We start from the raw sequence: 12,082 nt of genomic DNA, 5'->3' as shown, positions 1-12,082 counted from the left end.
GCGCCGGTGCGCGTCATGTGCTAGCCTCGATGGACGGCGAGGGCCTGCCCGCCCAGCCGGGTTGGTTCCGAGGCACAGGGAAATACGCGATGACCGAAATATTCATCGCCGCGGGCGTCCGCACCGCGGTGGGCACGTTCGGCGGCATGCTCAAGGACACGACGCCCAGCCAGCTCGTCGCCGCGGTCACCGCCGAAGCGGTGCGGCGCAGCGGCGTGGCGCCGTCGCAGATCGGCCTGTCCGTGTTCGGCCAGGTGCTGCACACCGAGCCGCGCGACATGTACATTTCCCGCATCGCCGTCATCGAAGGCGGCCTGCCGCAGGAAACCCCGGCGCTGACCGTCAACCGCCTGTGCGGCAGCGGCCTGCAGGCGATCCTGACCGCTGCCAACGCCATCAAGGCCGGCGACGCCGACATCGCCGTCGCCGGCGGCGTCGAGAACATGAGCCGCGCGCCCTACCAGATTCCCGCCGCCCGCTGGGGCCAGAAGATGGGCGACACCCCGGTGCTCGACACGTTGAACGGCGCGTTGAACGACCCGTTCAACCGCATCCTCATGGGCGTGACTGCCGAGAACCTGGCGGAGAGCCACCAGATCAGCCGTGCGCAGCAGGATGCGCTGGCGCTGGAAAGCCATCGCCGCGCCAGCCGCGCCACGCATGAGGGCCGCTTCAAGGACCAGATCCTCGGCATCGAGGTGAAAACCCGCAAGGGCACTGTGCTATTCGACACCGACGAGCATATCCGCCACGACGCAAGGCCCGAGGACTTCGCCGCGCTGCGCACGGTGTTCAAGAAGGACGGCACCGTCACCGCCGGCAACGCCTCCGGCATCAATGACGGCGCGGCCGCGGTGGTGGTGGCGAGCGGCGAGGCGGTGCGCCGGCTGAACCTGAAGCCGATGGTGCGCATCGTCGCCGCCGGCCATTCCGGCGTCGATCCGGCCCATATGGGCATCGGCCCGGTGCCGGCCACGCGCCAGGCGCTGCAACGGGCCGGCATGAAGGTCTCCGACCTCGACGTGATCGAGGCCAACGAGGCCTTTGCCGCCCAGGCCTGTGCGGTGGCCAAGGATCTCGGCTTCGACCCCGAGAAGGTGAATCCGAACGGCAGCGGCATTTCGCTCGGCCACCCCGTCGGCGCCACCGGCGCGATCGTCACGGTGAAGGCGATGTACGAACTCGCCCGTACCGGCGGCCGCACCGCCCTGGTCACCATGTGCATCGGCGGCGGGCAGGGGATCGCCGCGATTCTCGAGCGCGTCTGAACACGCACATGCAGTCCCTGCCGGCGGGAGGGGCCCTAACCGGTTTTATTCACGGCACGGCTGGGATTCGGCTGGCGGATGTCGCGTAAGCTGCTGATTTTGTTTATGGATTGGGTGTCGAAGCCACCCTGTTCGCGGGATCATGCTGAGCCACACCCGCCATCCTCGACGATACGATTGAGCCGTTCGGCTTTCCGACCATCTGCCGCAAGAAATGGATAGCGGCAACGCTGTGAAGAGGACGGGCTAGAGGCCGTCGAACCAGATCTTCCATTGCGGTACGGCAGTGGCGTAGGTGCCGCGATGGCTGGTGGAACCGGTGGAGATCGCCTCCACTTGACCGTTCCCGCTGCCGATCGCGTGCTGGTAGGTCATGGCAAGCTGGCCGAGGCCGGTGCTGATGGCCTCGTCTGCCTCGCCATAATAGTTTCGGACCGGACTCTTGATGATCCAGCGATAGGCCTGCGCCTTCTCGGCCACCAGCCGGCCGTAGGCCGAGGCGGCAAAGAATTGCGGGTCGAAATATTCATGGCGGACCAGCTTGTGCAGGTCCGTCGGGATCTGCGAGGCGTCGAATGGCTGCTTCTCATAAGCCTTGCGGGAGACGTCGTAATAGGCGTCGTTGATCACCGATCGGGCCAGGCCGGGCACGCCGTAATAATTCTCGAAGGCGAAGGACGAGAGGATGAACAGGGTCGGCACCCAGTCCGCGTCGTTCTTTCGGGGGAAGTCGAGGAAGCCGCTCAGCGCGACAAAGACATCGACCGGCGCACTTGCGGTCGCCGCCGCCGCGACAGGCACGCCCGCGCGCTCCAGCTTCTCGAGGAAGGCCATGGTCACGAAGCCGCCCTGCGACCAGCCGCCGAGGAATAGCTTAGGCGCCGCGAGACTCATGTGGTCGAGCACTGCGCGGCCAGCCATAAGCATATCATATGTCGCCTGCTGGTGGCTGCCCTTCACCATGTAGCCTTCCGGTTCCTTCGATAGACCCATGCCGAAATAATCGGCGCCGATGACCACGTAGCCCTGCCCGGCGAACTGGGCGATCGCGAGCTGGGTCTCGGGCGACTGGTCGGGGAAGGATGGTACCTGCTCTTTCCCATACACCGTGCCGTGCTGGTAAGAGAGCATCGGGAAGCTGGTGTCCTTCGTATCGGGAATTGCGAGAAGGCCGGTCGCGACCGTTGGCTTGTTGCCGCGTTCGGGCACCACCGAGGCATAGACGACGCGGTAGAGCCGCACCGCATTGCGGGCGGGCGTGTAGGTCACGGAGACCCCAAGGAATTTCGGCGTATCGACCTGAAGGATTTGGTTCAGCTTGTCCACGTCCCACCGGCCGATAAGTTCGTAGTTCACGCCGGAGGAGACCTGCACCGGGCTGCTCGAATCGGCTAGGGCGAATTGGGCCGGCGCCGCGACGCCGAGAAGGAGCGCGATGGTTGTAAATGTTTGAATGAGACGGGACACCGACTGCTCCAATGGGGCTTTAATTACGATATACGTGCAGCCGGGATACGGTAGCGGGAATGCGGGGTCAATCGACCCGCTCTTGATCTTGCTCATTCCAAATAAGAATTCGGTCTCTCTCAGATATGTCGCCAGGCGCCCGCTGAACCGCGCCGGGTTCGCCGGATGCTCCAAGCCTTGAGAGGATGGAGCGATGGAAAAGCAGAAGACACCAGCCGATTCCTGGCCCTAATTGGGTGTGGACCCTAGCGCAGCAGCGCCAGCACCAGTTCCACCGCGATCAGCAGGATGATCGCCGCCTCCATCAGTTCCGAGCGGCTGCTCGACGCTTCGTCGTACAGCGCCGTATAGGTGTCGCGGATGATCGCGAGCTTGCGGTCCACCGCCGCACTCACCAGCCGTACGCGGAACAGTTCGAGCGCGGCGGCGTAGATGCGCGCGAGGTAGACGTCCTCGGTGACCTGCAGCGCGTTGTCCACTTTCTCGGTCAGCTCGGTGACGTCGGCAACCATGGCGTAGAGCCGCCGCGCCAGCCCCGCATAACGGCGTGCCGCCAGCACGTTCATGCCGCGGCGCGCGGATTCCACCAGGTCGTACATGCGCGGCAGCTCGTCATCCAGCAGCTCGTCGTAATAGCGCATCTCCAGCAGCTGGACATTGGCCACTTCCAGGACGTCGGCCACGTCGGAATCGCCGAGCGGCTCGTAGATGAAGGCGCGGTCCCAGGTCAGCACCACCAGGTCGTCCTCGTAGTAGGAGAACCGGCTGCGCAACAGCTCGGCCCGCGCCCCGTCCGACAACCGGCGCTGCTCGCCTGACAGCAGCGGCACCAGGTCCACCAGCGCCAGCAGGTCGGCGGCGGCCGGCTGCGTGTCGAGGCGGTGCACCACGCCGATCAGGTAGTCCTCGGTCAGCTCCGAGGTCATCGGCCGGACCAGCGCGTCCGCCAGCGTGCCGCGCAAGGCTGCCAGCAGGTCGTCCCAGATCGCGCTGCCGCTGGCGGGGCCGACGTCGCGGTCCACCGCGTTCAGCCGCCGCGTATAGTCCGCCCAGTCCAGGCGATCGGCGGGCACGCGCAGCGCCAGGGTCACCGCGCCGAAATCGTACAGCCGCGCCGTGACCGTCACCGGCAAGGGCTCGGCGTCCAGCGTCAGCGTCAGCGGGTCCAGCGCCAGGACCAGTGGCGGCACGCCGAACGCCATCGCCTTGGGCGGGGTCGCGGTCAGGCGGCTGCGTTCGGCCCGCCCGGCCGCGTGGCGGGTCCACAGCGCCTCGGCGCGGGCCAGGTCGATGGCGAAGGCAATATCGAACAGGCGCAGCGCCAGGACATGGCCGCTGACCACCCGCGGGGCCGTCATCCCCCGCGCTCCGCCAGCCAGGCGAGCACGCCGTGCCCGGCCGCCACCGCGGTGCTGAAGCTCGCCTGCAGCAGATAGCCGCCGGTCGGCGCTTCCCAATCCAGCATCTCGCCGGCCGCGAACACGCCGGGCCGGTCGCGGAGCATGAACCGCCCGTCCAGAGCGTCGAACGCGATCCCGCCGGCGGTGGAGATCGCCCGCGCCAGCGGCCTGGGCGCTTGCAGCCGCAGCGGCACGGCCTTGACCAGCCCGGCCAGGTCTTGCGCACCGGCGCCCGCGTGCAGCGCTTCCTGCACCAGCCCCACCGCCAGCGACGGAAGCCCGGCCGCCTTGCGCAGGAAGGTCGACAGCGACTGGCTCCGCCGCGGCGCATCCAGCCGCTGGCGCAACGTCGCCTCGGTCAGGTCTGGCCGCAGATCCACATGCACTGTCGCGGGCCCCGCCACCGCGATGGCATCGCGCAGCGCGGCCGACAGGGCATAGATCGCCCCGCCCTCGATCCCGTCCGCGGTGATCACCGCCTCGCCGCGCACCACCCGGCCGGCGAAGCGGAAGGCCACGCGCTTCAGCGGCTGGCCCTCGAACCGGGCACGGAAGATGTCCGACCATGCGACCGTGAAACCGCAATTGGCCGGGCGCAGCGGCGTGACCCCCACGCTCGCGAGCGCCGCTGTCCAGGCCCCGTCCGATCCCAGCCGCGGCCAGGACGCCCCGCCCAGCGCCAGCACCGTGGCCGCCGGGGTCAGCCTCCGTTCGCCCTCCGGGGCGGCGAAACGCAGCGCCCCGCCGGCGTCCCAGCCGAGCCAGCGGTGCCGCGTCTCGATCCGCACCCCCATTGCCGCCAGCCGCGCGATCCAGGCGCGCAGCAACGGCGAGGCCTTGAACGCCTTGGGAAACACCCGGCCGCTGGAGCCCACGAAGGTCTCCTGGCCCAACCCTTCGCACCAGGCGATCAGCGAGTCCGGCGGAAACGCGGTGATGGCCGCTTCCAGCCGGGGGCGGGCAGGACCGTAGCGGTCCAGGAACGCCTCCAGGTTCTCGCCATGCGTCAGGTTTAACCCGCCGCGGCCGGCCATCAGCAGCTTGCGCCCCACCGAGGGCATGCGCTCCAGCACCGTGACGGCCACGCCATCGCCCGCCTGCGCGCCGGCGCGGGCGATCACTTCGGCGGCCATCAACCCCGCGGGGCCGCCGCCGATGACGGCGACAGGCTCCCGGGGCCGGTTCAGGGTTCCGGTCTGCGACACACCGTTCTTATGGCGTGTCCCCGCGGATTATGCAGCCCGCCTCATGTCACGCCCGCTCAGCAGCCGGATCAGGGCCCGCAACTCCGCGCGATAGGCGACCAGGATGAAGGCGGCGGCCACCCAGGTGACGCAGGCGCGGGTGAACAGCTGGCCGCCATCGCCATACGGGTCGATGCCCAGCGGGCTCACCACATGAAAGAAGATCGCCCCGGACATGATGCACAGCGCCAGCGCCGCGCCATACATCCGCGTGTACGGCACCAGCACCAGCACCGAGGCGATGATCTCCGCCGTCGCCACCGACAGCCGGAACGGCTTCTCGTAGCCGTGCAGGAACAGCCAGTCCGACAGCACGGTGAACAGCCAGACGGATCCCTCGTTGCCGGTCAGCTTGTACTGCTCGTACCACAACAGCACATAGGCGATGTAGAGCGCGGCAACCCAGGTCAGCGGCTTGAGAAACCGGTCCATGTTGCGCCTCCTTGCGCATATGCGTTCTGTGCGGAAGACGCGGGAGCGCAAGCCACGTTACGCTCCGGTCGCGACAGGCGGCGAAGGGGGGCGGCGGCGATGGACCAGGCCACGGGTATATTTCACCTCTTTCCCCCGGGCGACCTCACGGCGCTGGCGGTGTTCTGCCTGATCTGGCTGGGCTATGGCCACATGGTGCGCTGGTTCGGCCAGGGCAGCATCAACGCCGGCCTGCATACCGTGCGCGTGCTGTGGATGCGCAGCATGCTGATGCGCGATAACCGCATCACCGACTCCTCGCTGATCGGCCATGTCGTGCACAGCGCCAGCTTCTTCGCCTCCACCAGCCTGATCGCCATCGGCGCGCTGCTGGGCGTGCTGACCGGGCTCGACCGGCTGCAGCCGACCGTCGAGGGACTCGCGCTCTCCGTGCCGGCTTCGCGCCAGTTGCTGGAGATCAAGGTGCTGCTGCCGCTGGCCGTGCTCGTGCACGGGATGTTCAAGCTCACCTGGGCGCTGCGCCAGCTCAACTACACCGTGGCGCTGATCGGCGCGATGCCGCCCGCGCCCATCCCCGAGCCGCTGTGCACCGAGCTCGCCGACCATGTCGGCGGGGTGCTCAGCAGCGCGCTCGCCACGTTCAACGACGGCATCCGCGCCTACTACTTCGCGCTGGTCGGCCTGAGCTGGCTGGCCGGCCCCTGGGTCCTGGTGGTGGCGGTGCTGTGGCTGATGGCGGTGCTGCTGTTCCGCCAATTCGGTTCCACGGTCGCCGCCCGGTTCGGCGCGGCCAGGCGCCTGGTCGAAGCCGCCCACGGCCGCCCTCCGGTGCCGGGGCCCGGCGATGGCGCGCCACGATGACCAGCGGACACGGCACCCTCTTCGACCTCGCCATCATCGGCGGCGGCATCAACGGCGCGGGCATCGCCCGCGACGCCGCCGGCCGCGGCTGGTCCGTGTTCCTGTGCGAACAGGGCGACCTCGGCGGCGCCACGTCGTCCGCCTCCACCAAGCTGATCCATGGCGGGCTGCGCTACCTTGAATATTACGAGTTCCGGCTGGTGCGCGAGGCGCTGATGGAGCGCGAGGTGCTGTGGGGCATCGCGCCGCATATCATCTGGCCGCTGCGCTTCGTGCTGCCGCACCACAAGGGGCTGCGGCCGCGCTGGCTGCTGCGCCTCGGCCTGTTCCTGTACGACCATCTCGGCGGCCGTCGGCGGCTGCCGCCCACGCGCTCGCTGGACCTGCGCCGCGACCCCGCCGGGGCGCCGCTGAAGCCGGACTTCACCCGCGGCTTCGAATACTCGGATTGCTGGGTCGAGGATTCGCGCCTGGTCGTGCTGAACGCCCGCGACGCCGCCGACCGTGGCGCCGAGATCGCCACCCGCACGCGCTGCGTCGCCGCCGAGCGCGCCGGCGACGCATGGAGGGTGACGGTGCGCGACGAGACCACCGGTGCCCAGCGCAGCCTGCGCGCCCGCGCGCTGGTGAATGCCGCCGGCCCCTGGGTTGCCGGCGCCCTGGCCGGCGTCATCCATGCCGACGCCCCCGCCCATGTACGGCTGGTCAAGGGCAGCCACGTCGTGGTGCCGCGCCTGTTCGACCATGACCGCTGCTACATCTTCCAGAATGCCGACCGGCGGATCTTCTTCGCCATCCCCTACGAGCGCGACTTCACCCTGATCGGCACCACCGACCAGGACTACACGGGCGATCCCGCCCAGGTGCGCATTTCCGAGGCCGAGATCGCCTATCTCTGCCAGGGCGCCAGCGCCTATTTCCGCACGCCGGTCACGCCCGCCCAGGTGGTCTGGACCTATTCCGGCGTCCGCCCGCTTTACGACGACGGCGCCAGCGCCGCCCAGGCCGCCACCCGCGACTACGTCCTCGCGCTTGATGCCCCGGCAGGCCAGCCCGCCCTGCTGACCGTGTTCGGCGGCAAGATCACCACGTTTCGCCGGCTGGCCGAGGCGGCGCTGGCCCGGCTCGCCCCGCATCTGCCGGCCGCCCAGGGCAATCCGGCGGGATGGACCGCGGCCACCCCGCTCCCGGGCGGCGACTTCCCGGTGGACGGCTTCGGCGCGCTGGTCGCCGATCTGCGCCGGCGCTGGCCGTTCCTGTCGCCGGAGCTGGCGCGCCGCCTGGCCCGCGCCTACGGCACCCGCGCGGCGACGCTGCTGGGCGGCGCGGCGTCCGCCGCCGATCTCGGCCGCGATTTCGGCGCCGGCCTCACCGAGGCCGAACTGCGCTACCTTGCCCGCGCCGAATGGGCCATGTGTGCCGCCGACGTCGTCTGGCGCCGCAGCAAGCTCGGCCTGCGGATGCGTGCCGCCGAGATCGAGGCCGTGGACCAGGCGCTGCAGCGCATGCTGGCGCCCAGCGAAACCGCCCAGTAGACGCCCGACCGGTCCCGGCCTTATTCCGCCAATCCGTAACGGGAGGAACGACAATGGACACCGATCGTGGAGACCTCGTGGTCGTGCAGCCCGGCCAAAGCGAGAGCTACTGGCAGCCGGTGCCCGCCAACGGCTATGTCGAGCTGCGGGTGGCCCCGCGCAACGCGCGCATGGAAACGCCCTTCGGCTTCGGCACCCAGACCGTCGCCCCCGGCTGCTACGTGCGCGAGCATTCGCATGACCGCAACGAGGAACTGATCCACTGCATCGCCGGCAGCGGCCACGCCGTGCTGGACGGCGAGACGCATCCGATGGTCGCGGGCACCACCATCTTCCTCGGCCGCAACCGGGTGCACATGTTCGTCAACGACGGCGCCGAGGACATGACCTTCACCTGGCTGCTGCTGCCGAACGGGCTCGAGGATTTCTTCCAGGCCATCGGCCGCCCGCGCGCGCCCGGCGAACCGGCGCCCGCGCCGTTCCCGCGCCCGGCCGACGTGCTGGAGATCGAGCGCCGCACCGTCTTCGCGCCGCCGCCGCCCGGCGGCGGGCGCAAGCCCGCCTGAGGCGCCGCACCGCCCGGCAGCGGCGGGCTTGCCCGCGCGACCCTTCATGGCATGGTGCGCCCGCAAACCGGGAGCAGCGCATGGCGGACGTGACGGCGATGAACGAGACCGAGGCGGCGATCCTGTCGCGCCGCTCCGTGCGCGGCTACCTGCCGAGGCCGGTGCCGCAGGACACCGTCGAGCACCTGCTGGACGTCGCCGCCCGCGCGCCCAGCGGCACCAACATGCAGCCCTGGCGGGTGATCGCGCTGGCCGGCGACGCGCTGGCCCGGTTCTGCGCGGGCGTGTCCGACGCCTTCCTGTCCGGCGCCGAGACCGACGCGATCGAGCGCGCCTACTACCCCAGGCCGCTGCACGAGCCCTATCTGTCGCGGCGGCGCAAGATCGGCTGGGACCTGTACGGGCTGCTGGGCATCGCCCGCGGCGAGAAGGAGAAGATGCGCGCGCATGTCGTGCGCAACCTGCAGTATTTCGGCGCGCCGGTGGGCCTGATCTGCACCATCGACCGGCGCATGGAGATCGGCAGCTGGATCGACTACGGCATGTTCCTGGAGAACATCAGCATCGCCGCCCGCGCCCGCGGCCTGGATAGCTGCGCCATGGCCGTCTTCGCCGAATTCCCCGGCACCGTGCGCGCCTTGCTGGACATTCCCGAGGACGAGACGATCGTCTGCGGCATGGCCATCGGCTACGAGGACAAGACCGCGCCGGCCAACGCGCTCGAGACCGAGCGTGTGCGGGCAGCGGCGTTCACGCGTTTTCTCGGGTTCGGAGGGATGGAAGAGAAGGGAAGGTGACACGGAGGGCACAGAGGGCCACAGAGATCACGGAGAAGGGCCTGCCGGTCGCGGCGTCACCGCGTCCACAACCGAAATGAATGCGCGCGAAGCGCGCCTCAATTCTTTCTTCTCCGTGACCTCTGTGGCCCTCCGTGCCCTCCGTGTCCACTTCCCTTGCTTCGCTTCAGCCCGGCCCAGCCTCCTTCTCCCGCCGCTGGTCCGCCTCGAACAGCCCGGACAGTTCCTCCGCCGCCTGCTGCACGCTTTGGATCAGCTGCTTCTCGTCGCGATAGAACCCGTGCGTTTCGATCAGATTGCGCTCGTCATGTTCGGCGAACAGCGCCACCGCCCGTTGCGCCTGCTTGCCCGGTATGCCCGACGCCCGCAGCACCAGCTCGGACAGCTTCAGGCTGGAATAGAAGGTGTCGCGCACCACCTGGGTGATGCCGCGATCCAGCAGCAGGTGCACGTGCCGGCGGTTGCGGGCGCGTGAGATGATGGTCAGGTTCGGGAAATTGCGCTGGGCGGTATCCACCACCCGCAGCGCCGCCTCCATGTCGTCGATCGCCACCACCAGCAGCTTCGCCTTGTCGGCGCCGGCCGCGCGCAGCAGGTCCGGGCGCGTCGGGTCGCCGAAATAGACGTCGCTGCCGAAGCGGCGCACCACCTCCAATTGCGCGGGATCGCCCTCCAGCGCGGTGAACGGCAGGCCCTGCATGCGCAGGATGCGCCCGATGATCTGGCCGACACGGCCGAACCCGCACACGATCACCGGCGTCGGCGCGGTAACGATCGTGTCGTACCGCACGTCCTTGCGCGGCCGCAGGGGCGGGATCAGCAGGCGTTCGGAGGCGGCGAACAGCAGCGGGGTCGCCATCATCGACAGCGCCACCACCAGCGTCGCCGCTTCTGCCTGGTCGCGGCCCAGCGCGCCCACGGCAATGGCCGCGGCGAACAGCACGAAGCTGAACTCGCTGCCCTGCGGCAGCGCCAGGGCGAACCGCACCGCGTCCACCCGGTCGTGACGGGCGATGCGCGCCAGCGCGTAGGCCACCGCGGCCTTGGCCACCAGCAGCACCGCCACCCCCAGCACGATCGCCACGGGCTGGTGCGCCAGCAGCCCGACCTGCGCGGACATGCCCACGGAGACGAAGAAGAAGCCCAGCAGCAACCCTTCGAACGGCTCGATATCGGCCTGCAGCTCGTGCCGGTACTCGGATTCCGACAGCAGCACCCCGGCCATGAACGCCCCCAGCGAGGGCGACAGCCCGGCGGCGCCGGCCAGCGCGGCGGAGCCCGCCACGATCAGCAGCGCCAGCGTGGTGAACACTTCGGGCGTGCGGGCGCCGCCGATGGCGCGGAACGCCGGCCCCATCAGGAACCGGCCGCCGAGCAGGATCACCGCGATCGCGCCCGCGCCCTTGGCCACGGCGAGCAGCGGTAGCTGATCGGGCATGGCCGCCCCGCCCAGCAGCGGCACCAGCGCCACCAGCGGGATGAAGGCCAGGTCCTGGAACAGCAGCACGGCGAACCCGTCGCGCCCGGCGCGCGTCGCCAGCAGGGCCCGCTCGCCCAGCATGGGCAACACGATCGCGGTGGACGACATCGCCATCCCCACGCCCAGCACCACCGCCCCCGCCCAGGGGGCGCCGCCCAGATGCGCGATCCACGCCAATGCCGCCGCGGTCGCCGCCACCTGCGCCGACCCCAGCCCGAACACCGCGCGCCGCATCACCCATAGCCGCGCCGGGCGCACCTCCAGCCCGATCAGGAACAGCAGCATGATCACGCCGAGCTCGGAGACACGCGTGATCTGGTCCACGTCGGTCACCAGCCGCAGCCCGGACGGCCCGATCGCCACGCCGGCCACCAGATAGCCCAGCACGCTGCCGAACCCGGCGCGGCGGGACAGCGGAACGGCGATCGCGGCCGCGGCCAGCAGGATGACAAGCGCTTCCAGCATGCCCGAGCAGTAAACAGGATCGGGGCGCCATTGTCTTGCGCCGCACCGTGACCGCCCGGCGCGGCATGTGCCAGGCGGCCGGTTGAACACCCCAGCGCCGACGCCACATCATCGCTCATCGGAGGAACCCATGCAGTCAGACGAGACCACCCGCACCGATGAGGAATGGCGCAAGATCCTGTCGCCCGAGGCGTACAAGGTGCTGCGCCAGCACGCCACCGAACGCGCCGGCACCAGCCCGCTGAACGCCGAGAAGCGACGCGGCACCTTCGTGTGCGCGGGCTGCGGCCAGCCGCTCTACAACTCCGAGACGAAATTCGAGAGCGGCTGCGGCTGGCCCAGCTTCTGGGCGCCGTTGGACGGTGCGGTAGGCACCAGCAGCGACAACAGCTGGTTCATGGTCCGCACCGAGGTGCATTGCGCTCGTTGCCAGGGCCATCTGGGCCATGTCTTCGACGACGGCCCGCAACCCACCGGCCAGCGCTACTGCATGAACGGCGTCGCCATGAAGTTCGAGCCGGAAGGCGAATAGGCGCCCCGGCTTGAGGCTGCAGGACCGGCCTTTCG

The 12,082-nt window shown here is 69.6% G+C and carries 11 protein-coding genes; 6 read left to right on the top strand and 5 right to left on the bottom strand.

Translation table 11 applies throughout. The features are described 5' to 3' along the window. The first annotated feature begins 89 nt into the window (after window positions 1–89). Window positions 90–1,268, top strand: coding sequence for a beta-ketothiolase BktB (bktB, locus tag OL599_RS06840; RefSeq protein ID WP_264712918.1), 1,179 nt, complete (start codon window positions 90–92; stop codon window positions 1,266–1,268). A gap of 246 nt (window positions 1,269–1,514) precedes the next feature. Here the strand turns inward: bktB and OL599_RS06835 are convergent, their stop codons facing one another. The 4 genes from OL599_RS06835 to OL599_RS06820 all read right to left on the bottom strand — a co-directional run bounded on the left by OL599_RS06835 (window position 1,515) and on the right by OL599_RS06820 (window position 5,811). Then, on the bottom strand, window positions 1,515–2,831 hold the full coding sequence (locus tag OL599_RS06835; protein ID WP_264712917.1) for an alpha/beta hydrolase family protein: 1,317 nt from the start codon (window positions 2,829–2,831) through the stop codon (window positions 1,515–1,517). Between the two features lie 149 nt (window positions 2,832–2,980). Beyond that, window positions 2,981–4,093: an RMD1 family protein gene (locus OL599_RS06830; protein ID WP_264712916.1), complete on the bottom strand. Its 1,113-nt coding sequence runs from the start codon at window positions 4,091–4,093 to the stop codon at window positions 2,981–2,983. Then, window positions 4,090–5,322: a BaiN/RdsA family NAD(P)/FAD-dependent oxidoreductase gene (locus OL599_RS06825; RefSeq protein ID WP_264713119.1), complete on the bottom strand. Its 1,233-nt coding sequence runs from the start codon at window positions 5,320–5,322 to the stop codon at window positions 4,090–4,092. The genes OL599_RS06830 and OL599_RS06825 overlap by 4 nt, the downstream gene beginning before the upstream one ends. Before the next feature lie 45 nt (window positions 5,323–5,367). Continuing rightward, window positions 5,368–5,811 carry a hypothetical protein gene (locus tag OL599_RS06820; RefSeq protein WP_264712915.1) on the bottom strand — a complete coding sequence of 148 codons (444 nt, stop codon included), beginning with the start codon at window positions 5,809–5,811 and terminating at the stop codon, window positions 5,368–5,370. Window positions 5,812–5,910: 99 nt separating this feature from the next. Here OL599_RS06820 and OL599_RS06815 point away from each other — a divergent pair, with 99 nt between their 5' ends. The 4 genes from OL599_RS06815 (at window position 5,911) to OL599_RS06800 (ending at window position 9,570) form a co-directional block, all read left to right on the top strand. Then, window positions 5,911–6,672 (top strand): DUF599 domain-containing protein, encoded by a 762-nt coding sequence (locus tag OL599_RS06815; RefSeq protein WP_264712914.1) that lies wholly within the window; start codon window positions 5,911–5,913, stop codon window positions 6,670–6,672. Further along, window positions 6,669–8,207 (top strand): glycerol-3-phosphate dehydrogenase, encoded by a 1,539-nt coding sequence (gene glpD, locus OL599_RS06810; RefSeq protein WP_264712913.1) that lies wholly within the window; start codon window positions 6,669–6,671, stop codon window positions 8,205–8,207. The genes OL599_RS06815 and glpD overlap by 4 nt, the downstream gene beginning before the upstream one ends. A gap of 53 nt (window positions 8,208–8,260) precedes the next feature. Next, complete coding sequence (locus OL599_RS06805; RefSeq protein WP_264712912.1) at window positions 8,261–8,773, top strand: cupin domain-containing protein; 513 nt, start codon at window positions 8,261–8,263, stop codon at window positions 8,771–8,773. Window positions 8,774–8,853: 80 nt separating this feature from the next. Beyond that, window positions 8,854–9,570, top strand: a complete 717-nt coding sequence (locus OL599_RS06800) for a nitroreductase (protein ID WP_264712911.1) — start codon at window positions 8,854–8,856, stop codon at window positions 9,568–9,570. 166 nt (window positions 9,571–9,736) lie between these two features. Here OL599_RS06800 and OL599_RS06795 read toward each other — a convergent pair whose 3' ends face one another. After that, entirely contained in the window at window positions 9,737–11,515 is a 1,779-nt protein-coding gene (locus tag OL599_RS06795) for a monovalent cation:proton antiporter-2 (CPA2) family protein (RefSeq protein WP_264712910.1), read from the bottom strand. 130 nt (window positions 11,516–11,645) lie between these two features. On the opposite strand from OL599_RS06795, the gene msrB reads away from it, so the two are divergent. Next, window positions 11,646–12,047 (top strand): peptide-methionine (R)-S-oxide reductase MsrB, encoded by a 402-nt coding sequence (gene msrB / locus OL599_RS06790; RefSeq protein WP_264712909.1) that lies wholly within the window; start codon window positions 11,646–11,648, stop codon window positions 12,045–12,047. The last annotated feature ends 35 nt before the right edge of the window (window positions 12,048–12,082 follow it).

The organism is Limobrevibacterium gyesilva (assembly GCF_025989185.1).
GTDB classification, from domain to species: Bacteria; Pseudomonadota; Alphaproteobacteria; order Acetobacterales; family Acetobacteraceae; genus Limobrevibacterium; species Limobrevibacterium gyesilva.
This window is presented reverse-complemented; position numbering and strand designations above follow the sequence as displayed.